Annotated in this window: 22 protein-coding genes; 10 read left to right on the forward strand and 12 right to left on the reverse strand. The window is 45.6% G+C overall.

Annotation, left to right across the window (positions count from 1 at the left end; translation table 11 throughout):
- Positions 1 to 48: 48 nt before the first annotated feature.
- From mnmG to rpmH, 7 genes are all read right to left on the reverse strand, one after another.
- A complete protein-coding gene (gene mnmG, locus DYH48_RS21630; RefSeq protein ID WP_115335890.1) occupies positions 49 to 1,938 on the reverse strand; it encodes a tRNA uridine-5-carboxymethylaminomethyl(34) synthesis enzyme MnmG in 1,890 nt (629 codons plus the stop codon).
- 439 nt (positions 1,939 to 2,377) lie between these two features.
- Positions 2,378 to 2,818 carry an FMN-binding protein MioC gene (mioC, locus tag DYH48_RS21635; protein ID WP_006083832.1) on the reverse strand — a complete coding sequence of 147 codons (441 nt, stop codon included), beginning with the start codon at positions 2,816 to 2,818 and terminating at the stop codon, positions 2,378 to 2,380.
- Between the two features lie 266 nt (positions 2,819 to 3,084).
- Entirely contained in the window at positions 3,085 to 4,446 is a 1,362-nt protein-coding gene (mnmE, locus tag DYH48_RS21640; RefSeq protein WP_012090676.1) for a tRNA uridine-5-carboxymethylaminomethyl(34) synthesis GTPase MnmE, read from the reverse strand.
- Between the two features lie 127 nt (positions 4,447 to 4,573).
- The gene (gene yidC / locus DYH48_RS21645) at positions 4,574 to 6,199 is read right to left on the reverse strand and encodes a membrane protein insertase YidC (RefSeq protein ID WP_006083830.1); all 1,626 of its coding nucleotides are present in this window, start codon (positions 6,197 to 6,199) and stop codon (positions 4,574 to 4,576) included.
- A gap of 3 nt (positions 6,200 to 6,202) precedes the next feature.
- Complete coding sequence (gene yidD, locus DYH48_RS21650) at positions 6,203 to 6,457, reverse strand: membrane protein insertion efficiency factor YidD (protein ID WP_006083829.1); 255 nt, start codon at positions 6,455 to 6,457, stop codon at positions 6,203 to 6,205.
- Positions 6,424 to 6,780 carry a ribonuclease P protein component gene (gene rnpA, locus DYH48_RS21655; protein ID WP_006083828.1) on the reverse strand — a complete coding sequence of 119 codons (357 nt, stop codon included), beginning with the start codon at positions 6,778 to 6,780 and terminating at the stop codon, positions 6,424 to 6,426. The genes yidD and rnpA overlap by 34 nt, the downstream gene beginning before the upstream one ends.
- Before the next feature lie 15 nt (positions 6,781 to 6,795).
- Positions 6,796 to 6,933 (reverse strand): 50S ribosomal protein L34, encoded by a 138-nt coding sequence (gene rpmH, locus DYH48_RS21660; protein WP_006083827.1) that lies wholly within the window; start codon positions 6,931 to 6,933, stop codon positions 6,796 to 6,798.
- Positions 6,934 to 7,379: 446 nt separating this feature from the next.
- On the opposite strand from rpmH, the gene dnaA reads away from it, so the two are divergent.
- The 4 genes from dnaA to gyrB all read left to right on the forward strand — a co-directional run bounded on the left by dnaA (position 7,380) and on the right by gyrB (position 13,606).
- Positions 7,380 to 8,768, forward strand: a complete 1,389-nt coding sequence (gene dnaA, locus DYH48_RS21665) for a chromosomal replication initiator protein DnaA (protein ID WP_006083826.1) — start codon at positions 7,380 to 7,382, stop codon at positions 8,766 to 8,768.
- Between the two features lie 19 nt (positions 8,769 to 8,787).
- Positions 8,788 to 9,888, forward strand: coding sequence for a DNA polymerase III subunit beta (dnaN, locus tag DYH48_RS21670; RefSeq protein WP_006083825.1), 1,101 nt, complete (start codon positions 8,788 to 8,790; stop codon positions 9,886 to 9,888).
- 201 nt (positions 9,889 to 10,089) lie between these two features.
- Positions 10,090 to 11,172 (forward strand): DNA replication/repair protein RecF, encoded by a 1,083-nt coding sequence (recF, locus tag DYH48_RS21675; protein ID WP_006083824.1) that lies wholly within the window; start codon positions 10,090 to 10,092, stop codon positions 11,170 to 11,172.
- Positions 11,173 to 11,188: 16 nt separating this feature from the next.
- Entirely contained in the window at positions 11,189 to 13,606 is a 2,418-nt protein-coding gene (gene gyrB / locus DYH48_RS21680) for a DNA topoisomerase (ATP-hydrolyzing) subunit B (protein ID WP_006084772.1), read from the forward strand.
- 84 nt (positions 13,607 to 13,690) lie between these two features.
- On the opposite strand, the gene DYH48_RS21685 is transcribed toward gyrB, so the two are convergent.
- The gene (locus DYH48_RS21685; protein ID WP_115335891.1) at positions 13,691 to 14,353 is read right to left on the reverse strand and encodes a glutathione S-transferase family protein; all 663 of its coding nucleotides are present in this window, start codon (positions 14,351 to 14,353) and stop codon (positions 13,691 to 13,693) included.
- Between the two features lie 240 nt (positions 14,354 to 14,593).
- Here DYH48_RS21685 and DYH48_RS21690 point away from each other — a divergent pair, with 240 nt between their 5' ends.
- Genes DYH48_RS21690 through DYH48_RS21705 form a run of 4 tightly spaced genes read left to right on the forward strand, consistent with a single transcriptional unit; the run spans position 14,594 to position 16,839 of the window.
- Complete coding sequence (locus tag DYH48_RS21690) at positions 14,594 to 14,896, forward strand: c-type cytochrome (RefSeq protein ID WP_006084774.1); 303 nt, start codon at positions 14,594 to 14,596, stop codon at positions 14,894 to 14,896.
- A gap of 1 nt (position 14,897) precedes the next feature.
- Positions 14,898 to 16,124 carry a sulfite oxidase gene (locus tag DYH48_RS21695; protein ID WP_115335892.1) on the forward strand — a complete coding sequence of 409 codons (1,227 nt, stop codon included), beginning with the start codon at positions 14,898 to 14,900 and terminating at the stop codon, positions 16,122 to 16,124.
- Entirely contained in the window at positions 16,124 to 16,507 is a 384-nt protein-coding gene (locus tag DYH48_RS21700; RefSeq protein ID WP_006084776.1) for a hypothetical protein, read from the forward strand. The genes DYH48_RS21695 and DYH48_RS21700 overlap by 1 nt, the downstream gene beginning before the upstream one ends.
- Entirely contained in the window at positions 16,504 to 16,839 is a 336-nt protein-coding gene (locus DYH48_RS21705; protein ID WP_006084777.1) for a c-type cytochrome, read from the forward strand. Before DYH48_RS21700 ends, DYH48_RS21705 begins: the two co-directional genes overlap by 4 nt.
- Positions 16,840 to 16,919: 80 nt before the next feature.
- On the opposite strand, the gene DYH48_RS21710 is transcribed toward DYH48_RS21705, so the two are convergent.
- Positions 16,920 to 17,840: a 5-oxoprolinase subunit C family protein gene (locus tag DYH48_RS21710; RefSeq protein ID WP_006084778.1), complete on the reverse strand. Its 921-nt coding sequence runs from the start codon at positions 17,838 to 17,840 to the stop codon at positions 16,920 to 16,922.
- Between the two features lie 333 nt (positions 17,841 to 18,173).
- On the opposite strand from DYH48_RS21710, the gene DYH48_RS21715 reads away from it, so the two are divergent.
- Positions 18,174 to 19,214 carry an HDOD domain-containing protein gene (locus DYH48_RS21715; RefSeq protein WP_006084779.1) on the forward strand — a complete coding sequence of 347 codons (1,041 nt, stop codon included), beginning with the start codon at positions 18,174 to 18,176 and terminating at the stop codon, positions 19,212 to 19,214.
- An 87-nt stretch (positions 19,215 to 19,301) separates the two neighbouring features.
- Here DYH48_RS21715 and glyS read toward each other — a convergent pair whose 3' ends face one another.
- Positions 19,302 to 21,371 (reverse strand): glycine--tRNA ligase subunit beta, encoded by a 2,070-nt coding sequence (gene glyS / locus DYH48_RS21720; protein ID WP_006084780.1) that lies wholly within the window; start codon positions 21,369 to 21,371, stop codon positions 19,302 to 19,304.
- A 10-nt stretch (positions 21,372 to 21,381) separates the two neighbouring features.
- Complete coding sequence (glyQ, locus tag DYH48_RS21725; RefSeq protein WP_006084781.1) at positions 21,382 to 22,287, reverse strand: glycine--tRNA ligase subunit alpha; 906 nt, start codon at positions 22,285 to 22,287, stop codon at positions 21,382 to 21,384.
- 117 nt (positions 22,288 to 22,404) lie between these two features.
- On the opposite strand from glyQ, the gene DYH48_RS21730 reads away from it, so the two are divergent.
- On the forward strand, positions 22,405 to 23,007 hold the full coding sequence (locus tag DYH48_RS21730) for a DNA-3-methyladenine glycosylase I (protein ID WP_115335893.1): 603 nt from the start codon (positions 22,405 to 22,407) through the stop codon (positions 23,005 to 23,007).
- A 201-nt stretch (positions 23,008 to 23,208) separates the two neighbouring features.
- Here DYH48_RS21730 and DYH48_RS21735 read toward each other — a convergent pair whose 3' ends face one another.
- Positions 23,209 to 26,397 carry an amidohydrolase family protein gene (locus tag DYH48_RS21735; RefSeq protein WP_115335894.1) on the reverse strand — a complete coding sequence of 1,063 codons (3,189 nt, stop codon included), beginning with the start codon at positions 26,395 to 26,397 and terminating at the stop codon, positions 23,209 to 23,211.
- Positions 26,398 to 26,416: the final 19 nt, after the last annotated feature.

The raw sequence follows: 26,416 nt of genomic DNA on the forward strand, positions 1-26,416 counted from the left end.
AGCCTGAATGCTTCCCTTCTATGACCTAAGCAGCGATTAAGCTAGCTTTTACGCACTCTTACGTAATAAGCCACGCTTTTTGAGGTGAACCAACAAAATTGAAATAGCCGCAGGGGTAATACCAGAGATCCGTGACGCTTGGCCTATGGTTTCTGGTTTGTGGTTATTTAACTTAGCAATCACTTCGTTCGACAAGCCTGGTACTTCTTTGTAATCGAGCGTCAAAGGTAAACCTGTGTTCTCATTACGCACGGCTTTGTTGATCTCTTCCTGCTGGCGTTGAATATAACCAGAGTACTTCACTTGGATCTGAACTTGTTCAGCTGCTTGTGGATCTTCAAGCCCAGGACCAAAACCTTCAATCTGCATTAACTTGCTGTAATCCATTTCTGGACGACGCAGTAATTCTTCAAATGACGCTTCGCGAGAGATAGGCGTATTCAAATGTGGGTTTAACGCATGGATCAAAGGCGAATTTGGATGTACCCATTGGCAACGTAGCCTTTGCAGTTCAAGTTCAATGGATTCTAGCTTCTCACTAAATGCTGCCCAGCGAGCGTCGTCGACTAAACCGAGTTCGCGACCTTTTGCCGTTAAGCGAATGTCGGCGTTATCTTCACGGAGTAACAAACGGTATTCGGCACGGCTAGTAAACATGCGGTACGGTTCTTTGGTACCCAGAGTCGACAGATCGTCAACCAGTACTCCAAGATACGCTTCATCGCGACGTGGACACCAAGCTTCTTTGCCTTGCACTTGCAGCGACGCATTCATGCCCGCTAATAAACCTTGAGCACCGGCTTCTTCATAACCGGTTGTGCCGTTTATTTGGCCAGCGAAGAATAACCCATTGATCGCTTTGGTTTCTAATGAGTTTTTCAGATCCCTTGGATCGAAATAATCATATTCGATCGCATAACCTGGACGCATGATTTCTGCGTTTTCCATGCCCTTGATCGAACGTACTAAATTCAGCTGTACATCGAAAGGTAAGCTGGTCGAGATCCCGTTAGGGTAGATCTCATTGGTATTTAACCCTTCAGGTTCGATAAAGATCTGATGCGAAGATTTATCTGCAAAGCGATGGATCTTGTCTTCAATCGATGGGCAATAACGTGGCCCAATACCCTCGATTACGCCTGAATACATTGGGCTTCTGTCTAAACCACCACGAATAATTTCATGGGTTTTTTCATTGGTATGAGTGATCCAGCAAGAAATCTGCTTTGGATGATGACTGACATCACCCATAAACGACATCACAGGTAACGGAGAATCACCTTTTTGTTCAGTCATTTGAGAAAAATCGATCGTGTTTGCATCAATACGTGGCGGGGTACCAGTTTTTAAACGGCCCACACGGATCGGTAACTCACGTAAACGATTGGCTAAGGCAATGGCTGGTGGATCGCCTGCACGGCCACCGCTGTAGTTTTCTAACCCTATGTGGATTTTGCCGCTTAAGAATGTGCCTGTTGTTAACACAACGGCTGGAGATTCAAAGGCTAATCCCATTTGAGTCACTACACCAACGACTTGATGATTTTCAACAATTAAGTCATCAACGGCTTGTTGGAAAATACGTAAGTTAGGTTGGTTTTGTAATATGTTTTGGATTTTTTGACGATACAGCGCACGGTCAGCTTGTGCACGTGTCGCTCGTACTGCTGGGCCTTTGCTTGAATTCAAGGTTCTAAATTGGATCCCTGCATAATCGGTTGCGATCGCCATTGCACCACCTAAGGCGTCAATTTCTTTCACTAGGTGGCCTTTGCCTATGCCACCGATCGCTGGATTACATGACATTTGTCCTAACGTATCGATATTGTGCGTTAGTAATAATGTTTTTGATCCCATTCTTGCTGCTGCCAACGCGGCTTCAGTTCCGGCATGACCACCACCAACAACAATTACATCAAACCGTTCATGAAAATGCATGCCACTACCTTCAATTGCTAAGAGACTCAGTACGAGCCGAGTATTTTAGCATTTGCTTTGCCCTAGGTGAATGATCATTTTACGCTGTTCGATCGAGATGATCCGGACTAATAGATCTTAAGATCTTTATATAGATCTTCTTATTATGTTTACTATTAGGATCGAGTTTTTCTGTGCATAACCCAAATTCAGTATATAAATCATTAATTAGCGCGATCTTGATCCTGTGATCTGATCGCGATCTAACGCCATTAAACATGGGGATAGATCGCCTACTTATCCACAGGGTGGATCATTAAGCAGATCGGAGTGTGAATAGTACAGAGGTTGATCAGATCTAAATAATAGCTTATCCACATGTTTATACTTTTAATAAGTAAATTGTGGATAAATAGGATCTAAACTGTACATAGATCGCGACCTTATCCCATAGGCGATCTTAAATCTCCTGTTGCCATTGTGCTAACCATGCAAGGGCTGGGTCTTCTGGCACGGGATCAAGCTGAACATCGATCTGGATCTTATCCACAAAGGCTTTAGCATCGCAGTCTTGAATGGCTGAAATTAATTTTTCAGGGCCTTGGCAAAAGGTGTCGTAACTTGAGTCGCCAATTGCACATAAGGCAAAGTTCACTTGGCTGAGATCCGGTTTTTGCTCGGTAATTTCATTGAAAAAGGGCTGGATATTATCTGGAAGATCACCTGCGCCGTGGGTAGATGACACGATAATCCACAGTGCATGGGTGTCGATTTCACACAGAGTTGGGGTTAAATGCACTTGAACTTGGTGCCCTTGATCCGTTAATTGCGCCATCATTTCGTCGGCGACATACTCTGCACTGCCCAATGTTGTGCCGACTATTACTTCAATCTTTGCCATTTATGACGATACCTTTTATGGATAATCTCGCTGAAATACACTCGTTTACTGCCTTTTTGGGGCTGTATTCGGGCGCTAATACGGCTTCATCATAAGGTAAAACCAGGCTTGTCTCTATGAGATGCTGTGTAAATCTGGGATTTATACGGGTATAGCGAGAGGAGTTTAGGGAGGAATATAAGCAAGAATACGAGGTTTTAGTTAAAAGAAAGGCTTGTTGAGCACAACAAGCCTTTGCTAGAAAAGCAGTTCACATGTCGAGAATATTACTTCCCGATACAGAAAGAGCTGAAAATCTTGCCGAGTAAATCGTCAGAAGTGAAGCGGCCTGTGATCTCAGATAGTGCTAATTGGCACATACGCAGCTCTTCCGCCAGCAGCTCTCCGGCAAGGTAAACCTCTAACTGCTCTTTACCCAATTGCAGGTGTCCAGCGGCTAATTCCAGGGCTTCTAAATGACGACGACGGGCGATAAAGCCACCTTCGAGATTACTCTGATAACCCATAAGTGACTTCAAGTGTTGCTTTAATTCTTCAACACCTAAGCCTGTTTTAGCCGAGATCCGGTAGACGCTATAACCTTGTTCTTCGGTCATCATTAAGTCTTCGCCCGTGAGATCGGCTTTATTACGGATCACTGTTACACCTAAATTGGAGGGCAGGCGATCGACAAAGTCAGGCCAAATCGTATGGGGATCGACGGCGGCGGTTGTCGTGCCGTCCACCATAAATAGCACGCGATCGGCGCTGTTTATTTCATTCCATGCGCGTTCAATACCAATTTGTTCTACCGTATCTGTGGTATCACGCAGGCCAGCGGTATCAATAATGTGCAGCGGCATACCATCTAAATGGATATGTTCACGTAATACGTCGCGTGTTGTACCGGCTATTTCAGTCACAATGGCCGACTCTTTACCCGCTAACGCATTCAGTAAGCTCGATTTTCCGGCATTGGGACGACCGGCAATTACCACTTTCATCCCTTCACGAATAATAGAACCTTGCTTGGCACTAGCTTGCACTAGGTCGAGTTTGTCGATGATTTTATAGAGAGCATTGGCAATTTTGCCGTCACTTAAAAAGTCGACTTCTTCATCGGGGAAATCAATTGCGGCTTCAACGTATAAACGCAGGTTAGTGACTTGGTCCACCAGCTCGTGGACTTCCTTAGAAAATTCACCTTGTAGTGATTGCAGCGCGCTTTTAGCGGCTTGTTCACTGGTGGCGTCGATAAGGTCGGCAATGGCTTCGGCTTGGGTTAAGTCGAGTTTATCGTTCATAAAGGCTTGTTCGCTGAACTCACCTGGTTTTGCGATACGAATACCACCGACTTCCATTACACGTTTGATCAGCATGTCGAGGACAATTTGGCCGCCGTGGCCTTGAAGTTCCAAGACATCTTCGCCAGTAAAGGAATTCGGTCCTTTAAAAAACAGCGCTATGCCTTGGTCTATTACTTGGCCCGATGCACTCTTAAAATCGCAATAATCGGCATATCGGGTTTTAGGAAGATGACCTAATACGGCCATAGCGACATCACTGGCCTTGTCGCCTGAAATTCGAATGATGCCAACGCCGCCACGTCCGGGCGCGGTGGCTTGAGCCACGATAGTGTCAGTTGTCACGGAAATACCCACCAAACTAATATCTACTAAATCATGTAAAGGAAAAGGCGGCCAATTAAGCCGCCTTTTAGTGTCATTCGTTCACATTAATCTGTAACGATGCGCTAGAGTCTTGCAAATCTTAGGCTTATTTTAAGCCTTTTTTCGCCAGACCTGCATAAATAATCTTCTGTTGCGTGATAGCAACTATGTTACCCACTAACCAGTACAGTACTAGACCCGCTGGGAACCAGAGGAAGAATACGGTAAAGATCACTGGCATCCACTGCATCATTTTCACTTGCATTGGGTCCATAGTCGGTGCAATAGGTTGCATCTTCTGCATCACAAACATAGATACGCCCATCAGCAACGGTAATATGTAGTAAGGATCTTGTACCGATAAATCGTGGATCCACAGCATAAATGGTGCGTGACGTAATTCGAAGCTTTCTAACAATACCCAGTACAAGGCAATGAAGATTGGCATCTGTAAAATAATAGGTAAACAGCCACCCATAGGGTTAACTTTTTCTTTCTTATACAGTTCCATCATGGCCTGACCCATCTTTTGACGGTCATCACCAAAGCGTTCTTTCAAGTCAGTCAGTTTAGGTTGCAGGTTACGCATCTTCGCCATTGAGGTGTACTGCGCTTTTGTCAGCGGGAACAGTAAACCACGAACGGTTAAGGTGATCAGAATAATAGCCATACCCCAGTTACCGACGAATGATTGATAGAACATCAATAGCCAGTGAATAGGTACTGCTAACCACCATAGGAAGCCATAATCGACCACTAGGTTTAAGGTATCAGAGATGGCTGACAGTGCTTTTTGATCCTTAGGGCCAACGTAGAACTGTGAGCTAATTTCTTGAGTCGCACCTGGTGCAATATCATATACCGCGCCGCGGAAACCAATATTGGCTAAACCGCCCGCACTGACACTAGAGAAAATAGTGTTGCTGTCGGTAGCCGGTGGGATCCAAGCTGAAACGAAGTAATGTTGTAGCATGGCAGCCCAACCGCCCAACGTAGCTTGGTTCAGGTTGCTTTTCGCCATGTCATCAAATTTGTATTTCTCATAACGCACATCTTGCGTAGAGAATGCGCCACCACGGTAGGTAGGCATAACCATGCTGCTTTCAGACGGTTTAATCGTTTGTTTAATTTGACCGTACATCTGAACTTGCAGCGGAGCCGCTGAAGTATTGTTGATTTTATAGTCAACATCGACGTTGAACTTACCGCGATGGAATACAAACACTTTAGTGTATGTCACGCCATTGTCGGCTACATAAGTTAACGGCACTTCTAAAGTGTCTTGACCTTCGGCTAAGGTATATTCAGTCGCTGCAGTGCTAAATGCGGCACGGCCTTTGGCGCTACTGTCGATACCATCGCGACCTATAAGACCGCTCTGGGCTATATAAGTGAAATCTTTCGTTTGCTCAAGCAACACGAAGGGTTGATCTTTATCCTGTTCCATCTTGTGCGAAACTAACGCAGCAAAAACAATGTCGCCACCGATTGGATTAATTTGAACATCCAACTGGTCGGTTTTCACGGTAATCAGTTTGCTGGTTGCTGTCACTGCTGCAGGAACACCTGTATCAGCTTCTGGAACATCGGCACTGTGTGAGTTTGCCGCGTTCGCCACTAAGGACGATTCGGTTGCAACTGGTTTAGGAGCTTTGTCTGCTTGCCACTGTTGCCACAGCAAAAAGCTGACAAACAGTAGTCCTATGAGCAATATATTGCGTTGAGATTCCATAGCCTATTTATTACACCTGTCATTTTTAGGGGGGACGGGATCACTACCGCCGGGATGTAAAGGGTGACATTTTAATATGCGTTTCAATGCAAACCAACAACCTTTCGCGGTTCCATGCACTTTTATTGCTTCAATAGCGTAGTGAGAGCAGGTGGGATTGAAACGGCATCGAGGGCCCAGTATAGGGCTTATGAATACTTGATAGCCACGAATTAACGTGGTCGCTAGCCATTGTAGCGGCGACTGAGTTTGCGCCATAGCTTTTCTATCAATTTGTTGATTTCAGCGTTTTCCATTTCCATCACGCCATTTCTGACAAGCACAACAATATCAAGATGAGGAATGTCGTGTTGATTTAAGCGAAAACTATCTCTGATCACACGCTTAATACGGTTACGTTGATTGGCGCGTTTTACAAAGCGTTTGGCAACAGTAAGGCCCATACGCGGATGTTGTTCCGTGTTAGGAATAGCGAGCAAGGTAATTTCAGCAGAAGATGCTTTGATGGGATTGGAAAATACAGATTTAAATTGCGCGGGAGTTAACAAACGTAACTCCCGCGAAAAGGTATAGCTAGTCAACTAGTTACCCACTTATTAAGCAGATAAACGAGCGCGACCTTTCGCACGACGACGTGCAAGCACCTTACGGCCGCCTACAGTAGCCATACGAGCGCGGAAGCCGTGAGAACGCTTGCGCTTCAGGTTGCTAGGTTGAAAAGTACGTTTACTCATGATGGCAATCCGTCTTTGTTAATTAGTGAACATATCCTTATCTCTAGGATAGAGGTAAGGGCAAAAAAGAGGCCGAATTGTAATCACAATACTTAGTCACGTCAACTACGAAAGTAAGTAAGTGCTTTATTTCTGCCAGCGTATCCTTTGATCAATCCCCAGAATACACCATAAGATGTGGATAACTCTGTGTACGGACACTACATATAGTAGTGCAGGGGATCTTCGAGCCGATCGAAGGGGCGCCATTATAGATCAATGTGGATCGCTTAATAAAGCAGGATTTGCGGATAGTGCAGAATAAAAGGATCGTTTTGGATCTTTGATGATCGAGGATATCCACACAGAATGATCTCGCTGGGGATAAATATTTTTTAAGGATAGCGATCCTTGAGATCTCGCTATAGAATACACCTCTTTTTTGATGATCTTTTGGGGATAACTAAGTGGCTGTTTCACTTTGGCAACAATGTATCGGACGATTGCAAGATGAGCTTTCTGCTCAGCAGTTCAGTATGTGGATCAGACCGTTACAAGCCGAAATGGATGGAGATACTCTGGTGCTTTATGCGCCCAACCGCTTCGTGCTTGATTGGGTCAGAGATAAGTACATCAATATCATTAATCAGTTCTTTACTGAGCAGATGGGCAGCGATGCACCTAAATTGCGTTTCGATATTGGTAGTCGTCCTTCGGCGAAAAAGCCAAGTGTGCCAGCACCTATAGCGCCAACTCGTGTAGCAAATACCCAAACTAAAGCGACAGTAGGCACGACGTTTAACGTCCAAGCCGAGCCGATGGCGAACGCGAATCACCGCAGTAACATCAATCCTAGCTACCAGTTTGATAACTTCGTAGAAGGTAAGTCGAACCAATTAGGTAAGGCTGCGGCGTTGCAAGTGGCTGAAAATCCAGGTGGTGCTTATAACCCATTATTCTTATATGGCGGAACAGGTCTAGGTAAGACTCACTTGTTGCACGCTGTAGGTAACGGGATCATTAAAAATAATCCGAATGCCAAAGTGGTTTACATGCATTCCGAGCGCTTTGTCCAAGACATGGTTAAAGCGCTGCAAAACAATGCGATCGAAGAATTTAAACGTTACTACCGTAGCGTCGATGCCTTGTTTATCGATGATATTCAATTTTTTGCCAATAAAGACAGATCCCAAGAAGAATTTTTCCATACCTTCAACGCCTTGCTTGAGGGGAATCACCAAATTATTTTGACTTCAGATCGTTATCCAAAAGAGATCGACGGTGTTGAAGACAGATTGAAATCGCGTTTTGGTTGGGGTTTAACCGTGGCGATTGAGCCACCAGAGTTAGAAACCCGCGTGGCGATTTTGATGCGTAAAGCCCAAGAGAGTGGCATTAACTTGCCCGATGAAGTGGCCTTCTTTATTGCTAAACGTTTACGTTCAAACGTGCGTGAGCTAGAAGGGGCGTTAAACCGCGTTATCGCCAATGCTAACTTCACTGGCCGCCCAATTACCATTGATTTTGTTCGTGAAGCTTTACGTGACCTCTTGGCACTTCAAGAAAAATTAGTCACTATAGACAATATTCAGAAAACCGTAGCTGAATACTACAAGATCAAGATGGCTGATATGTTGTCTAAGCGCCGTTCACGCAGTGTCGCGCGGCCAAGACAAGTGGCAATGGCGTTATCCAAAGAATTAACTAACCAAAGCTTGCCGGAAATTGGTGATGCTTTTGGTGGTCGAGATCACACCACAGTGTTGCATGCCTGTCGTAAGATTGCTCAGCTACGGGAAGAGAGCCACGACATTAAAGAAGATTATGCTAATTTGATTAGAACCTTATCTTCTTAAAACAAGGAATTTGGACACTATGAAATTCTCAATTGATAGGGATGCCCTATTAAAGCCGTTGCAATTGGTGTGTGGTGCGGTAGAAAGACGCCATAATTTGCCCATTTTGTCTAACCTCCTTGTAGAAGTAAGTGGTCACTCACTTAAGCTGACCGGAACAGATTTAGAAGTCGAACTCGTGGGTCAAGTTGTGGTTCACGGTGATATCGAAGAAGGTCGTACTACGGTTCCGGCTAAAAAGCTGCTCGATATTGTTAAGTCTTTGCCAGAACAAAGCGAACTGAAAGTCGAACAACAAGATAATAAATGGTTGCTGCGTTCAGGCCGTAGCCGTTTTTCATTAGCGACGTTGCCCGCAGAAGAATATCCCAACGTTGAAGCCTTCCAAGCTGAGATTGAATTTAGCTTGAAGCAGGGCGTATTGAAGTCGATTATCGACTCAACGCAATTTTCTATGGCTAACCAAGATGTGCGTTATTACCTCAACGGTTTATTGTTTGAAACTGAAGGTAATGTGTTGCGCGCTATTGCGACCGACGGCCACCGTTTAGCCTTAAGTCACCGCACGATTGAAGCACAATTACCTGAAAAACAAGTCATTGTTCCACGCAAAGGCGTAATGGAAATGGCACGTTTATTGGAGTCGGACGATCTCGATATCGCGATTGCCATCGGTGATAATGCCATTCGTGCCACTACGGCTAATACTGTATTTACCAGTAAATTAGTCGATGGCCGCTTCCCTGATTATCGCCGTGTATTGCCAAAGGGCGGTGATAAAATAGTGATTGCGAGTCGTAATCACCTGAAGCAAGCGCTGACCCGCGCATCGATTTTATCGAACGAAAAATTCCGTGGTGTGCGTATTCAACTCGAAAATGGTCTGCTCAAGATCACCGCTAACAATCCTGAACAGGAAGAAGCGGAAGAGATCATCGATGTGGAATACAACAACCAAGCCTTAGAAATTGGTTTTAACGTCAGTTATTTACTCGACGTGCTCAACAACCTTAAGTCCGATGATGTGCGTATCACGCTCATTGATGGTAACTCCAGCGCCCTAATCGAAAACCATTTGGAAGAAGATTCCATGTATGTGGTTATGCCGATGCGCTTATAAACCATCGATTTTTACGTTACCCGTGTTTGTACCTCTGTCTTCGATGTCTATGCCGCTTAACGGCGGCACAGTGTTTAATACGCAGCATTGGCCATTCCTTCACTCATTTACCGATAGCCTTAGCCTGTGGCAGCGCTTGAGTTGCCTGTTAAGTGTTATGAATCCTTGCCTTCGCCGTTTACGCGGCTTAATGAGTAATGCATGAGCCTGACCCGTCTCAATATCGAAGCGTTTCGCAACATTCAGTCCGCACAGTTAATCCCCGCACCTGGGATTAACTTGATTTATGGCCAAAATGGCAGCGGCAAAACCAGTATTCTTGAGGCGATTTATTTCCTCGGTATGGGGCGATCGTTTCGCAGCCATTTATCCCAACGAGTGATTAATAACGACGACGATAAGTTAACGCTCTTTGCAACCTTAAATTTAGCGCGCGGTGACAGTAAAATCGGTTTGCGCCGATTTCGTAGTGGTGAGACTGAAGTGAGAATCGACGGCGAAAAAGTCAAACGTCTGTCGACATTAGCCGAAACGTTACCTATTCAAGTGATCACGCCTGAAAGCTTTTCTTTACTGTTTGAAGGCCCAAAATCCCGCCGACAATTTATCGATTGGGGCGCATTTCATGCTGACCCACAGTTTTATGGTGCTTGGACGAATGTTCGCCGCGTTCTTAAGCAAAGAAATCAATTGCTTAGAAATGGCTCGTCCTATAGTAATATTCAATTTTGGGACCAAGAGTTTGTGCGTTATGCCGAGCAGGTTACTGAAATACGAAACCATTATGTAGACTCGTTAAATGAGCTACTTAAGGGTATAATCGGGGAGTTTTTACCGAGTGTAGATGTGAAGGTTTCATTTACGCGCGGCTGGGATAGTAAAACGGATTTTGCAGAACTACTCGAAAACCAATATTCCAGAGATTTGGCCACAGGTCATACCGTCAGCGGTCCCCATAAAGCTGACCTTAGACTTCGTGTAGGCACTTTGCCGGCGCAGGATGCCCTGTCCCGTGGTCAATTGAAATTATTAGTCTGTGCACTGCGTATTGCACAGGGAAAGTTGCTCAAACAACAAATAGATAAACACAGTATTTATCTTGTGGATGATCTTCCGTCCGAGTTGGATGCACAGCATAGGCAGCTATTGCTTAAGCAGTTAACGGATACCGGAGCACAAGTTTTTGTGACCGCCATCGATCCTGCTGCAATAGTCGATTCGTTACACACGCCTCCCAGTAGGATGTTTCATGTGGAACAGGGACGTGTAACGGTAATTGAATAACCATTGAGAGAATAATATGTCAGAGAATAGTTACGATTCTTCGAGTATTAAGGTCCTTAAGGGCCTTGATGCAGTACGTAAGAGACCTGGGATGTATATTGGTGACACCGACGACGGTACGGGTCTACATCATATGGTGTTCGAAGTAGTCGATAACTCTATCGATGAAGCCTTAGCCGGCCACTGCAGCGATATTACCATTACTATCCATGTCGATGGTTCGGTTTCTGTTAAGGATGACGGCCGTGGTATTCCGGTCTCTATCCATGAGGAAGAAGGCGTATCGGCAGCAGAAGTTATCATGACGGTATTGCATGCCGGCGGTAAGTTCGACGATAACTCCTATAAAGTGTCTGGCGGTCTCCACGGTGTGGGTGTATCGGTTGTAAACGCTTTATCTAAAAAGCTGCAAATGACCATTCGTCGTGCTGGCAAAGTGTACGAGCAGTTTTATACTCACGGTGTGCCTGATGCGCCAATCAAAGAGATTGGTGACGCGACTAAAACCGGTACCGAAATCCGTTTTTGGCCAAGTGAAGATACCTTTAGCGATGTTGAGTTTCACTTTGAAATTTTGGCAAAGCGCGTGCGCGAACTGTCATTCCTTAACTCAGGCGTAGGTATTCGTCTGGTTGATGAACGTGACAACAAGAATGAATTCTTTAAATACGAAGGCGGTATTAGCGCATTCGTAGATTATTTGAACCGTAATAAAACCCCCGTCAACAAAGACGTATTCCACTTTATGCAAGAGCGTGAAGATGGCATTACCGTTGAAGTGGCTATGCAGTGGAATGACGGTTATCAAGAAAATATTTTCTGTTTTACCAACAACATTCCACAGCGTGATGGTGGTACTCACTTAGTCGGTTTCCGTAGTGCGTTGACACGTAACCTCAACAGCTACATGGAAAACGAAGGCTATAACAAGAAAGGCAAAACTAGCGCGACTGGCGACGATGCCCGTGAAGGTTTGACTGCCGTTATTTCTGTTAAAGTGCCTGATCCTAAGTTCAGCTCGCAAACCAAAGATAAACTGGTTTCTAGTGAAGTGAAAACCGCGGTTGAACAAACTATGGGTGAGAAGCTGAACGATTATCTGCTGGAAAACCCAGCCGATGCTAAGTTGATTGTCGGTAAGATTGTCGATGCAGCCCGTGCCCGTGAAGCGGCGCGTAAAGCCCGTGAAATGACCCGTCGTAAAGGCGCACTCGATTTAGGTGGTTTGCCAGGTAAGCTGGCCGATTGCCAAGAAAAAGATCCCGGTCTTTCAGAAATTTACATAGTGGAAGGTGACTCTGCTGGCGGTAGCGCTAAGCAGGGACGTAACCGTAAGAACCAAGCGATTCTGCCACTGAAAGGTAAAATTCTAAACGTTGAGAAAGCCCGCTTCGATAAGATGTTGTCTTCTCAAGAAGTGGCCACACTGATCACGGCGCTTGGCTGTGGTATTGGTCGCGACGAATATAACCCAGATAAAACCCGTTATCACAACATCATCATCATGACGGATGCTGACGTCGACGGCTCGCACATTCGTACTTTGCTGTTGACCTTCTTCTTCCGTCAAATGCCTGAATTGATTGAACGTGGTTATGTGTATATTGCTCAGCCACCACTATTTAAAGTGAAAAAGGGCAAGCAAGAACAGTATTTGAAAGACGAGCCAGCATTGACTCAATATCTCACGACTCAAGCATTGGATGGCACTATTGTGTACCCAACCCAAGGTGCGATTGGTATGTCAGGTGAGCCGTTAGAGCGTTTAGTGACTCAGTATCGTGAAGTGGAAGCCATTGTTGCCCGTTTAGAGCAGCGCTATCCAACGCACATTACTAACCGTATGCTTTACCACCCAATGATCACCAACGAGATGTTGGCCGATGAAGGCAAGATGAAAGAGTGGATCGATGCCTTTATCCATGAGCTGGTGGAAATGGAAAGCAGCGGCGTACTGTATTCTGCTGAGCCGATTCTCGATCCTGAGCGTAAAGTGTATCTGCCTAAGATCACCATTCGTAAACACGGTATCGATACTAATTATCTGTTTACTTATGACTTCTTCCAATCAAGCGACTATCAACGTATCGGTAAGTTAGGTGCGGCGTTAGATGGCATGATTGAAGAAGGCGGCTATGTACAACGCGGTGAACGTGTTAAAGAAGTCGGCAGCTTCCTTGAAGCGCTAGATTGGACGATTTCTGAAGCCAAACGCGGCTTATACATTCAACGTTATAAAGGATTGGGTGAGATGAACCCTGAGCAACTGTGGGAAACTACAATGGATCCTGAATCACGCCGTATGTTGCAAGTCACGATTGATGACGCCGTGGGTGCCGATCAGTTGTTCACTTGTTTGATGGGTGATCAAGTTGAACCTCGTCGTGAGTTTATCGAAGCGAACGCATTGAACGTGGCTAACTTAGACGTGTAATGCGCGTTAAGTGACTCGTGTTAGTACGTGAATGATTAGGGAAAGCCAAGGCTTTCCCTTTTTTATTTCTATGATTTATCTCTTCTATCGATCAATACCCGCTTCATCCGCTGCAACAATTTCAGTCTCAGCTTTAGCCGCACTCATCCACGCCTGCAATTCCGGACAGCTGATCACATGCTGCATATAGGCACTGCTTGCCTGCGAGACTTCAACACCGTAGGTGAGAAAGCGCATGACCACAGGCGCAAACATCATGTCGGCAATCGACCATTGGCCAAATAACCAAGTACCTTCCGCATGTGATGGGGCGAACTCGGCCATTTGTGCTGACCAAATCGCATTGATGCGCTCAATGTCTTTGCGGACCGCATCAGTGAGCTCAACATAACGGCTCGCGCGTATGTTCATTGGTAGAGCGTTACGCACGGCATTAAAGCCAGAATGCATTTCACTGGCAATCGATCTAGCCTTGGCTTTTTGTTTAGGATCTTGCGGCCATGCACTACCGGCAAGATAGGTGTCGTTGAGGTATTCGCAAATCGAGAGTGAATCCCATACCGTTATATCGCCATCGACTAATGTCGGTACTTTTAAAGTGGGAGATATAGCTTTGAGTTGCTGATAAAAACTGTCGGTATCGAGTTGCAGTAATACTTCGTTGAACTGCACGCCAGATTTTGCGGCCATTAACCAAGCCCGCAGTGACCAGCTCGAATAGTTTTTATTGCCAATATAAAGATCCATTGTTTGTCCTTGAGTGAAATGCCGAGTGTTTCTGCAAAGCTACTATATGGGCTGATTTCAGCTGTGACTAATGAATATTTTACCCTTTCTACATCCGCTAATACGCGTCATTTCTCTTGAGCTTATGAGTCACTTTTATTGAATTTAAACCACTCACCGCATTGGGATAACTTAAGCATATCTTAATTACTTCGTTCGATGGAACTCGTCGGGATGAAGACTAACTGATGAGAACAGCGGATGTGGCTGCGAGTGATCTATCCGGCGAGCGTGCTGATATTAATGTTACCAGCTGTGGTAAACGCCGATGAGGCTAATAAGTTATTGAACATGTGTAAGGCCTGCCATGGCGAGTCTGGCATGAGCCGTTTTGAGCATATTCCTAACATTGGATGGCAAAACTCGGATTACCTGTTGAAGCAGCTTCGAGCCTTTAAGACGGGAAATCGCCAAGATCCCACTATGACTAAAGTCGCCCAATTGTTGAGTGAGGCTGATATGCAGCAGATGGCGGATTACTTTTACCTCGGAAAGGACAAATAACATGGATCTTAATCGTCGGATTTTTATTAAAGGAGCGGTAGCGACGTCTGTGTTATCAGCTTTACCCGTTAAGTGGGTATTTGCCGATCAGCTTCCCGCAGCCGTTACTCCTCTGGATATATCAGCATTAACATGGACTAAGGCTGAGGACTTGCCGAGTTATTTCAAAGTATTAAACACTCATCCACTGAATGCGTTTCCACCGGAGCATAAACTTGATCCTGCTGTGACGCCAGCAGATGCCTCATTTATCCGTTGGAATGGCATAGTGCCTGATTTTAAGGCGCTTGATGCTAAGACTTGGACTTTTAAAGTGGATGGCGAGTCCGTTGCTACCCCGAAAACATACACAATCGATGAGCTCAAGCGCCGCTTTAAGCATTACACATTACAGTTACTGATTGAATGTGGTGGCAATAGCCGTTCAGGCTTCTTTCCTAGCACTAAAGGCAATCAATGGAATAATGCCGGGGTATTTTGTTCCGAGTGGACGGGTGTCTTGGTGAGCGACGTGCTTAAGGATTGCGGTATTAAAGCCGATGCTGTTTATACGGGTCATCACGGTGTTGATCGGCATTTGAGCGGTAAAGGTGAGGCGATTTCACGCGGTGTGCCAATAAAGGCGGCGCTCGAAGAGCTTGGACTCATTGCATGGTCGATGAACGGTGAGGACATTCCTTATCTACATGGATATCCCTTACGTATTGTGTTTGGTGGCCGGCCGGGATCCGTTTCGCAAAAAGCCGCTACGGGGATCAGTGTGCGCAATAAAGTGCATGATGGACATAAAATGGAAGCGCCAGCGTATCAACTCCCTAAGTATCCGATAGCGCCAGGAGAGTCCGTTGACAATAAAGACTACCGAATCATTGAAGAAATGATAGTGAAGTCCTTGATTACCGAGCCTCAATCCGGAACCGAATTAGCTGTGGGTCAAAAGATGGTTATCGCAGGCCATGCTTGGGCGGGATTGCGGGAAGTCGTTAAAGTGGAAGTGAGTTATGACTATGGAACCCGCTGGTTTACCGCTGAGTTAGAAAAACCTAAAAACGTAGCGGCATGGCAGCAGTGGAAGATTGAATTGCAATTACCGTCGCAGGGATATTATGAAATCTGGGCCAAAGCGACTGATAACCAAGGAGATAGTCAGCCAGTAGTACAGCCACAATGGAATCCTAAGGGATATATGTTTAATGGTTGCCATCGTATTGTCGTCAGGGTGGTGTAATGAGAGTGCTGAACAAGCTATTTATTTTTCTTGGGCTAGTGGCATCCAGTATTTCGCTAGCCGCTGAGTATCCTGTGGACCCTAAATCGGGTTTAATTATGGCTCCAGGCTGGGAGTTAGTGAATTATCAGTGTAATGCTTGCCATACCAGCATGATAGTCGTGCAAAATCATGGCGATAAAGCCTTTTGGAAAGAGACTCTGCAGTGGATGGTTGACACTCAAGGCCTGTGGGACTTGTCGGATACTTGGGAGCCGACCTTGAGTTATCTAAGCACTTATTATGGTCAAGCTGAAATGGATATGACGCTTTTTAGGCGTCTTCCCTTAGAACCTAGCCTGCCGCCTGCGCTCGTTAATTCTGTCTCTAAGGAAACTAAATGAAAGCTCTTATCATAAGCTTGATTGCCTTATGTGGCTTATCTACAGAGGTTTTTGGAGCGGTTTATCAAGCAGATAGTGAACGTGGTCAGGCATTGGCTACGGCACAGTGTGAGTCATGCCATGGCAATGCGGTGATCGCTATGGCCAAGCAATTCCCAAACTTAAAGGGACAGAAATTAGCTTATCTCAATAAACAGCTTGTCGATTTTAAAGCAGGTTTACGACTCGATCCTTTGATGCAGTCGCAAGTCAGCGCGTTAAGCTCTGAGCAATTACAAGATGTGGCACTATTTTATAGCCAGCAAGTTACACCGAACCTAAGTGCGAATTAGCATTATTGTGGGTACTATTTGAATGACGTCGAATGTGGCTTGCTAGGAATACGGGGTGATGTTTCTTGGCAAGCGGCCTGTTAACCTAGACTGCGTTGTAAGCGATAGAAGTAGTCATGCCATTCTGCTTGCGCCGTTGCGGCTTGTTCATCGTCGACTAATTCGAATTTTACTGTTTGCCCTGGGCGAGTTTGGGCAAGCTTCCAAAGATCGGCTTCAATAATCACGGCTATTTGAGGATGACTGCTGGTGGTCTGCGCATCTGCAAGTAACACGAGTGGTTGCCCAGAAGCGGAGACTTGAACCACTCCGGGCGTGACTGTGTGTGATTGTACTGGGAATGGCTTCGCCAATGTTAACGTATCACCTTTGAGTATTGCACTCGCACGATCACTTTCAGCTGAAAGTTGCCACTGTGTTTGCCAGAATGTTTGCTGAGATTTCAACGAGAAGGCTTGAGTGTGCTTGGTCGCGAGTGCGCGAATATGCCCATCCCAACTTTTTTGAATTGCGCCAACTTGCCTTCTTAGTGGATGAGCTGAACCTAAGGTCAGGCGATCGCCCGCTTCTAATGCGCGGCCATGAAATCCACCGATACCTGAGGTTAAATCGGTAGCGGCAGAATTCATCACTAGCGGTACTTTAACGCCGCCATCAACGGCAATATAAGCACGCATGCCTTTATTTCCCCCTCTAAGACTGAGTTTTTGCCCTGCCTTAATGGAGTAACGCCAGCCGCAAACTATGGGCTTATTGTCTATACGAGCATCGAAATCGGCACCGGTTAAGGCAATCCAAGCGTCGCGTTTAAACAAAAAAATCGATTGGCCGAAGGTCAATTCTAATACGGGTGTGTTATCTGGGTTTGATAATAGGCGGTTTGCTAAACACAGGGCAGGTCTATCTAAGGCGCCAGCTTGGGTTACACCTAAATGTCGGTATCCCATGCGTCCGAGATCTTGAACTGTGGTTAGTGCACCCGCTTTTATTACCTCGATCATCAAATATTCCGTCGTTAGCTGGCGAGTATGTCGTGAATGACTTAAAGGGAGACGAAATACGTATCACTTTATGAAGGGTGGACATATTGTCAGCTAAATGATGCCGGAATGTAAGTTTTTTGAGGTTTCAAGTTGTAACCAAGATTGTCCTAATAGAGGCTACAATCATGGGATTGCTGGCGTCAGAAATGAATTGAATATGTTACACTTAAGCAAGCCATTAGCATGTCTGCAACGTGTTTATATATAGCTTTAGCGGATCAAAATGGATTTATTATGGGCAATATTTAACTGACTTTTTAACAATTATTTATAATGACAGGTTGATGCTTCTTGATTAAATCACTTTTTAATAAGCTCTTTAATATTCGCGATACAGCGACGGTTGAGAGGCCCAAAAGTTTTTCAACCACTGACTTAGGTAAGTCGCTTGAACCTGCGCGAAAGCCAGCTAAACCTCTCGAAGACATTAGTGTGGTATCGGTGGATTTAGCCGCACTCTTTTATAGTTTGTTGTTTCCGACACGGGTTAAGGACACTGGCGGTGTAGCTAATAATCTTGAACGTCGAGTCATGGCGGAGATAGAGCAGGCCTTGGCATCGCCACAAGTGATCGCCGAAAAAGTGCTAAAGCTGCCGTCAAAGGTATTGGAGCTAGATCGTAAGCTGGCCGATCCTCAGTTTGATATTAAGGATCTATTAGCGCTTATTGAGCGAGATCCTTTACTGAGTATTGAGGTACTTAAGCTATGTAATTCCCCTGCGTTTAAACGTAGCGATAGGGATATCACCAGTTTACAACAGGCTTTGGTACAGCTTGGTCGTGAACAGTTGAGAAAGTTTGTCACCACTTGTCTAGTGCGTGAAATGTTAGATATCAAGCCAATCTATTTTCGTCGTTTTGGGGCTGAAATTTGGCGCCACTCGATGCAGGTCGCCTTTCTCGCCAGTGAGTTAAGCGATGAAGATCAAGATACGGCTTTTTTATTGGGCTTATTGCATGATGTCGGCAAGCTGGCCATTTTCAAAATGCTACTCGATGCGTTTGTGCAGGCGGAGCCCGGAGAACAGCCTAATTCTGGGTTATTTAGACAAGTGATGACGACGAAATCGTTAACCTTGAGTTCATTGCTCGCTAAGTATTGGCAGTTACCCAATACCTTTGAAACAGAATTAGACAAGCTCGCCAGTGTGAACTCGCGCCCGCAAGCTGGGCTCGCCGCTGTGGTATGGCGGGCGAATGTGATCAGCGAGATTTCTATGCTGCATCAAGCAGGGCAATTGTCTCCTGAAATACTGGCGAATTTACTGCAGCAAGTTAACTTAGATCAAACTCAATTTGATGGCTTACATCAAAAACTGACGCAGTTCTGATTGGGTGGCTTATGAAATCAGGACAATAAAAAACGCGCTATTTAGCGCGTTTTTTATAAAGCGATAATTTTAAAAGCTTTAGTATCATTATTGCAGTAGTGATATATCCGCGACGTGCAGGAACTGCTCGCGTAGATTATTCAACAATGCTAAACGATTGTTTTTCAACGCTTCATCATCTGCCATTACCATCACATCTTCGAAGAACTGATCCACGCTTTCACGTAGGCCAGCTAACAAGGTTAAGGCTTGTTGGTAATCGGCATTGGCAAACAATGGTGCCAGCAGTGGTTGTAGCTCGTTCAACTTGGCCGCTAATGCTTGTTCTGCGGCTTCGGTTAACAGACTCGCATTGATCGTTGTCGGTAAAGCACCTTCAACCTTAGCCAGAATGTTCGATACACGTTTGTTCGCTGCCGCAAGTGCGCTAGAAGCTTCTAGGCTTCTAAAGTGTGATACCGCATTGATACGGCTATCAAAATCAGCTGGGCGTGTTGGGCGACGTGCTAGCACGGCTAAGATCACATCAACACCAATGCCTTTATCTTGATACCAAGCGCGAAAACGTGCCATTAAGAACTCTAACACTTCATCGCTTGCATTGGCGTTGCTTAAGTTAGTGCCATGTAGAGCTTGTGCTTTAGCAATAAGATCAACTAAATCAAGTGGTAGCTTGTTTTCTACTATGATACGTAGCACGCCAATTGCTGCGCGGCGTAGGGCAAAGGGATCGGCTGCGCCTTTAGGAGCTTGGCCAATACCAAAGATACCGACTAAAGTATCGAGCTTATCTGCTAATGCGACAGCGCAAGATACGCCAGCACTTGGCACTGTATCGCCAGAGAACTTAGGCTTGTATTGCTCTTCCATCGCAACTGCAACGGCTTCGGTTTCACCATCGAGGCGGGCGTAATGCATGCCCATAGTGCCTTGAGTATCGGTAAATTCCATCACCATATTGGTCATCAAATCGGTTTTAGATAACAAACCTGCACGGGCTGCATCAACCGCATTCGCGCCAGTTTGCTCGGCAATAAAGGCGGCTAGGGCAGAGATACGATTTACTTTGTCTTTTAATGTACCCAGCTGCTGTTGGAACAAGACTGTTTCTAAGCTAGGTAAACGTGATTCCAGCGTGTGTTTTTTATCGGTATTAAAGAAGAATTCGGCGTCGGCAAGACGTGGACGAACGACTTTCTCGTTACCAGAGATAATTTGCGCAGGATCTTTAGATTCTATGTTGGTCACAAAGATAAAGTTTGGCAGTAACTTGCCCGCGTCATCAAAGACTGGGAAGTATTTTTGATCGCCCTTCATGGTGTAGACCAAAGCTTCAGACGGTACGGCTAAGAATTTTTCTTCGAAGCTGGCGGTCAATACCACTGGCCATTCAACCAAAGAGGCGACTTCTTCAAGTAGGCTATCTTCGATATCGGCTGTACCACCAATCTTAGCGGCGGCTTTTTCGGCATCGGCTTTGATCAATGCTTTACGGCTTTCGTAATCAGCGATGACTTTGCCTTTTTCTTTCAGGTCGGCAAGGTAGTGATCAGCATGAGCTAATTCAAACTGCTTGAGTCCCATAAAGCGGTGACCGCGAACAGTGCGTGCCGATTTGATACCCAGCAATTCACCTTCAATCAACTCACTGCCTAACAACATAGTCGCGGTGTGCACAGGGCGAATAAATTGGGTTTTATTATTACCCCAACGCATTGGCTTAGGAATGGGCAATTTATCGAGTGCACGTTGAGCCATAGCAGCGATCAAACTTTTCGTTTCGACGCCTTCAACTTTAGCGTTATGGACTAACCATTCGCCTTTATCTGTCACTAAACGTTCGGCTTGTTCAACAGTAATACCATTCCCACGCGCCCAACCTTCGGCGGCTTTAGTCGGCTTACCTTCAGCATCAAAGGCTGAACTCACGGCGGGGCCGCGTTTCTCAACCACTTTGTCGGCTTGTGCAAGGGCCAGTTCAGTGACGTTAATCGCCAGACGACGCGGCGCTGCGTACCAAACGGCAGAGCTAAATGCTAAATCGGCTTTGGTGAGTTCTTCGGTAAAGTTAGCTAAAAAGGATTCAGCCAGTTTACGCAGTGACTTAGGTGGTAACTCTTCTGTGCCTAACTCTATGAGTAAGTTTTCAAAATTCATGTTTTTACCTCTACTTACACATTGGGAAGCCAAGCGCTTCGCGTGCCTGATAATAAGATTCAGCGACCGCTTTCGCCATAGTACGAACGCGTAAGATGTAGCGTTGGCGCTCAGTCACTGAAATGGCATGGCGGGCATCGAGTAAGTTGAAGGCGTGCGAGGCTTTCATCACTTGCTCGTAGGCGGGCAGAGGTAAAGGTTTTTCCAGTGACAATAAATGCTGACACATTTTTTCGCACTGATCGAACAGGGTGAACATAAAGTCCACATCGGCGTGCTCGAAGTTATAGGTCGATTGCTCGACTTCGTTTTGATGGAACACATCGCCATAGGTGATTAGGCCTAGTGGACCATCGGTCCATACGAGATCATAAACGCTATCAACGCCTTGGATATACATGGCCAGACGCTCTAGGCCATAGGTGATTTCACCTGTGACAGGGCTGCATTCGATGCCGCCGACCTGTTGGAAGTACGTAAACTGAGTAACTTCCATGCCATTAAGCCAGACTTCCCAGCCTAAGCCCCAAGCACCTAGTGTTGGTGATTCCCAGTTATCTTCTACAAAGCGGATATCGTGGATTTGAGTATCAATACCCAGTGCTTGTAGTGAGCCTAAATATAGCTCTTGAATATTGTCAGGTGAAGGTTTCAACACGACTTGGAATTGGTAGTAGTGCTGCAGACGGTTAGGGTTTTCACCGTAACGACCATCCGTAGGGCGGCGCGATGGCTGCACATAGGCACTGCTCATAGGTTCTGGCCCTAGAGAACGTAGGAAAGTTTGTGGGTGGAATGTTCCAGCGCCGACTTCCATATCTAGAGGTTGAACGATTGCACAGCCTTGCTGTGCCCAATATTCCTGCAGGGTGAGAATGAAACCCTGAAATGTTTTTACGTCGTGTTTTGTCGTCATGTCTACTTGTCTACTGCCGTCAGCCTGAATAGAAAATGGGTTCGATTATACCTTGTAGATATCTGCTTATGTAGGTTATTTTTTACCTTCTTAATTAAAACAATAAGGTTATATACCATGGAAGAGATCCGTTGTGGCTGGGTAAGTGATGATCCCTTGTATCGTGAGTATCATGACAAAGTTTGGGGGCGGCCGGTTCGAGATCCTAAGGAACTGTTTGCTAAGCTGTGTTTAGACGGTCAACAGGCCGGATTATCGTGGATTACGATCCTGAAGAAACAACAAAATTACGAACAAGCCTTTGCCAATTTTGAACCAGAAGCGATTGCTGGCTTTGATGAGGCGAAAGTGGAGGAACTTATGTTGAATCCCGGCATAGTGCGCAATCGCTTGAAGGTGAACTCTATTATCAAGAATGCCAAAGGATATTTGGCCTATACTGCCGATGGGAAGGATTTCTCTGCATTCTTATGGAGCTTTGTTGGGGGTAAGCCCATAGTGAATCAGTTTACTGCTATGTCGCAGGTTCCAGCGCAAACGCCGGAATCTGAAGCCATGTCAAAAGCGTTAAAGAAGCTTGGATTTAATTTCGTCGGCCCAACAATTTGTTATGCCTTTATGCAGGCGGTGGGCATGGTAAATGATCACCTTGTAGAGTGTATTTCCTACCAGGCCTGTGTTGATTCCTGTGCCGGTCAGCATCACTGCGAACATCAGTAATCGCTCATCTTGCTGATGTGATGTAGGACAGTACTCATAGCAATATTCGAGTTCTTGTCCATATACACAATAAACAATGCACAAAATGTAAAAAAGCATGTTCCACGTGGAACATGCTTTTATCTTCATTGGTGATATCTGGTTAAACCAAATAATTAAAACAGGAAAGCGACTCTCCGATTCTAGCCTTGAGGATAGAGTTTAGATTTTCTCAAAGAAAAATGGCTTACGTTTTTCCTTATCCCCATTAAGCTCATTCATCGTCTCTGCATCAAAAAGCTTACCGTTGACCATGGTATAAGTGACTTTATCTGTAACGCGAATATCGGCTAATGGATCACCATCAATAACGATTAAGTCTGCGAGCTTACCTTCTTTAATCGAGCCTAGCTGTTGTTCCATACCAAAGGTTGTCGCAGGATTAATGGTGGCCGTTTTCAAAACCTCCATATTGCTCATGCCGCCTTGGGCGAACATCCACATTTCCCAATGTGCCGCTAAACCTTCACGCTGACCGTGGGCGCCAATATTTGGGTGAACCCCTAACTTATTGAGCTCGTTAGCGACTTTTGCAACATTGAAATGATTATAGTGGCCATCTGGAGCATGCGGGCGTCGCATTGATCTCGCCTGTAATATATCGGCGGGGACATACATGGACAGGCGTGGATGCGCCCACACATCGGTTTTGTCGTACCAGTAGTTTTCGCCCGAAATACCGCCATAGGCGACCACTAAGGTTGGGGTGTAACCGACTTTAGTCTGGCTCCAGAATTGTTTGATGTCGTTATAAATCGCTGCCACTGGCAGAGAGTGCTCAACCGTTGTATGGCCATCGGCGACCATAGTGAGATTGTGTTGCAGCAAACTGCCACCCTCAGGCACGACCATCATTTCGAGTTCACGTGCGGCAGCGATGACTTGCTGCCGCTGATTACGTCGCGGTTGGTTGTAGCTTTTTACGCTAAACGCCCCGACTTTTTTCAGACGTTCAAGATGAAACTTGGCATCATCGAGGGAGTCTATGTGCGATGTGTAGCCAGGCGCATTGGCACTATACAATATGGTACCAGTAGAGAAAATACGTGGGCCAACTATGTGTCCTGCTTTTTGTTGTTCGGCAGCGGCAAAAATCTCTGTCGTGTCATTTGAGGGATCGTGAATCGTGGTGACACCTAAGGAAAGGCCAGAATACAGCGCCCAGTTCTGTTGTGGCACAATTTCATCATCTGCTTGCGGTCCATGAGCGTGGGCATCGAATAGCCCAGGCATGATCGATTTTCCTTTGATGTCGATGATCTGTGCATCTTTAGGAATCGCGATATTGGCATCACCTACGGCGACAATATGATTGTCTTTGACTATGACCACGCCATTATCTATGACTTGGTCATTTTCCATTGTAATCACTTTGCCACCGATGAAGGCGATTGTTCCACGTGGAACATCGGCCTTTTCGGTAAAGCCTAAATTGATAATACTTGGTTGAGCCTTTTTATCTTTATTGAGATATTGAGTATTAACCTTAGCTTGATAAAGTTCTGGGCCAAGTGTCCAATACAGTTGGTTGCTTTTACTGTTCCAACTGATACTTTCACCCGCGCGGACACTCAATTGACTTACGGGTAAATTGTTGGCATTGGGGCCAATCTCAACTGTCTCACCGTGTTTAGCAAAAGGCGTCACCCAAACCTTAAAGCGTTCTGCGAAGGCGAGCTGCTCACCATCGGGTGAAACCCTAAACTCAGTCGCATGCTTACTGCTGTAATGAACTCGCTTATCGAAGCCATCTAAGTTGATAGATGATAACTGTGGCGTTTCATCTTCGCTGCTATTCATAAAAAAGACGCGTTCGGCATTGGCACCGAATTGAGCTTGGTAGCCATCGGCACTGATTTTCTTATTTTGTTTGCCTTTGATATCGACTTTATATAGTCCAGGCTCCTGCGACCAAGTTCTTGGTGTGAGGTTACCGCCTTGGGTTTTACGATACACCACAAGTTCACCATCGGGTGAAAAGGTGGGTTCTACGTACTTTCCTGGCTCAGATGTTAGCTGCTTAGGTTTACCACCTTTGGCACTAATGACTTGCACTGTTCCTTGTTCTTGGTCATTCCAAGTGGTGAAAACAATATTTTTGCCATCGCGTGACCATTGGGGATACAGTTCTTCAATCCCATTATTGAGTTCAGTTAAGCGCGACATTTTTCCATCGGGTAATGATTTTAACCAAATCTTACCCAGCGCTTCGAAGGCCACTTTACTGCCATCGGGAGAGACCTGCGCCATACGTAGCATTTTGACATCGAAAACATCTTTATCTATATCTTGTTTAAAGCGCACTGAGGGTTGTACTGCTAACTCAGTTTTTACGCTAAAGGGGATATCTGTGAGTGTTTTGCTGGCAACATTCAGGCGGTTAATCTTTCCCTTCGCCCAGAAGAAAATATCCTTGTTATCTTGAGTCCATGCCATTGTTGGATAGACGCCATGAATCGCCCAAGTCTCTTGCATATCACGGTCTAGTTCGCCAAACAGTTTAGTGGTTTCACCAGACTTGAGGTCGAGCAGGTAGAGTGACGAATTAAAATCATCGCGCTTTATATAGGCGAGCTTAGTGCCATCAGGACTTGGTGTTGGTCGAATTGCGCCACCGGTACCTTCAATCAAAATTTCAATGTCACCGGTTTGGGTATCATAACGTTTGATTTTGTAGATACCGTTAACTGAGTCCTTTGAATAATGGAATGTTTTGCCTGGCGTATCATCTTGACTAAAGTAGATATAGCGGCCATCTGGCGAGTACGCCGGTTCGCCTAAATCTTTCTGATCATTTGGGCGTTCAGTTAGTTTGACGCCTTCGCCGCCCGCTACGTGGTATAGCCACACTTCACCCGCACCTAAACTGCGGCTGGCGGTAAAATGCTTACGGGCCACAAGGTATTGTGAGTCAGGGCTCCAAGCGGGACTGTTTAGCAGCCTGAATGTTTCTTGGGTGACTGTTCGTGGATTACTGCCATCAGCATCCATGATCCAAATATTATCACCACCATCGCCATCCGAAGTAAATGCGATGTGTTTGCCATCTGGGCTATAAACGGGCTGCATCTGCCAAGCAATGCCTTGGGCTAATGGCTCAGCTTCACCGCCTGTTATGGGGATTTGATAAATGTCGCCGAGCAAGTCGAAGACTATATGCTTGCCATCTGGACTGACACTAAGGTTCATCCAAGTGCCTTCATTAACGTTAATTTTGACTTGCTCTAAGGGCGCATTTGCTGGAGCGTTAACATTCCATTCGGCCTCCTTAGTTTCTGCTGCGTTAACGGCTAGGGTATTGATCCCTAGAGCTAGGGCGATATAAAGCGGAGTAAGTTTAGATTTCAACATGTCACTTCCTGTTATCGTT

The sequence above is a fragment of the Shewanella baltica genome, from assembly GCF_900456975.1.
GTDB lineage: Bacteria > Pseudomonadota > Gammaproteobacteria > Enterobacterales > Shewanellaceae > Shewanella > Shewanella baltica.

What these genes read in the sequence shown, in the direction of transcription:
- mnmG (WP_115335890.1), bottom strand. Translation starts at nt 1,938, where the DNA reads ATGCATTTTCATGAACGGTTTGATGTAATTGTTGTTGGTGGTGGTCAT.
- mioC (WP_006083832.1), bottom strand. Translation starts at nt 2,818, where the DNA reads ATGGCAAAGATTGAAGTAATAGTCGGCACAACATTGGGCAGTGCAGAG.
- yidC (WP_006083830.1), bottom strand. Translation starts at nt 6,199, where the DNA reads ATGGAATCTCAACGCAATATATTGCTCATAGGACTACTGTTTGTCAGC.
- yidD (WP_006083829.1), bottom strand. Translation starts at nt 6,457, where the DNA reads ATGGCGCAAACTCAGTCGCCGCTACAATGGCTAGCGACCACGTTAATT.
- rpmH (WP_006083827.1), bottom strand. Translation starts at nt 6,933, where the DNA reads ATGAGTAAACGTACTTTTCAACCTAGCAACCTGAAGCGCAAGCGTTCT.
- dnaN (WP_006083825.1), top strand. Translation starts at nt 8,788, where the DNA reads ATGAAATTCTCAATTGATAGGGATGCCCTATTAAAGCCGTTGCAATTG.
- recF (WP_006083824.1), top strand. Translation starts at nt 10,090, where the DNA reads ATGAGCCTGACCCGTCTCAATATCGAAGCGTTTCGCAACATTCAGTCC.
- gyrB (WP_006084772.1), top strand. Translation starts at nt 11,189, where the DNA reads ATGTCAGAGAATAGTTACGATTCTTCGAGTATTAAGGTCCTTAAGGGC.
- DYH48_RS21685 (WP_115335891.1), bottom strand. Translation starts at nt 14,353, where the DNA reads ATGGATCTTTATATTGGCAATAAAAACTATTCGAGCTGGTCACTGCGG.
- DYH48_RS21690 (WP_006084774.1), top strand. Translation starts at nt 14,594, where the DNA reads ATGTGGCTGCGAGTGATCTATCCGGCGAGCGTGCTGATATTAATGTTA.
- DYH48_RS21695 (WP_115335892.1), top strand. Translation starts at nt 14,898, where the DNA reads ATGGATCTTAATCGTCGGATTTTTATTAAAGGAGCGGTAGCGACGTCT.
- DYH48_RS21700 (WP_006084776.1), top strand. Translation starts at nt 16,124, where the DNA reads ATGAGAGTGCTGAACAAGCTATTTATTTTTCTTGGGCTAGTGGCATCC.
- DYH48_RS21705 (WP_006084777.1), top strand. Translation starts at nt 16,504, where the DNA reads ATGAAAGCTCTTATCATAAGCTTGATTGCCTTATGTGGCTTATCTACA.
- DYH48_RS21710 (WP_006084778.1), bottom strand. Translation starts at nt 17,840, where the DNA reads ATGATCGAGGTAATAAAAGCGGGTGCACTAACCACAGTTCAAGATCTC.
- glyS (WP_006084780.1), bottom strand. Translation starts at nt 21,371, where the DNA reads ATGAATTTTGAAAACTTACTCATAGAGTTAGGCACAGAAGAGTTACCA.
- glyQ (WP_006084781.1), bottom strand. Translation starts at nt 22,287, where the DNA reads ATGACGACAAAACACGACGTAAAAACATTTCAGGGTTTCATTCTCACC.
- DYH48_RS21730 (WP_115335893.1), top strand. Translation starts at nt 22,405, where the DNA reads ATGGAAGAGATCCGTTGTGGCTGGGTAAGTGATGATCCCTTGTATCGT.
- DYH48_RS21735 (WP_115335894.1), bottom strand. Translation starts at nt 26,397, where the DNA reads ATGTTGAAATCTAAACTTACTCCGCTTTATATCGCCCTAGCTCTAGGG.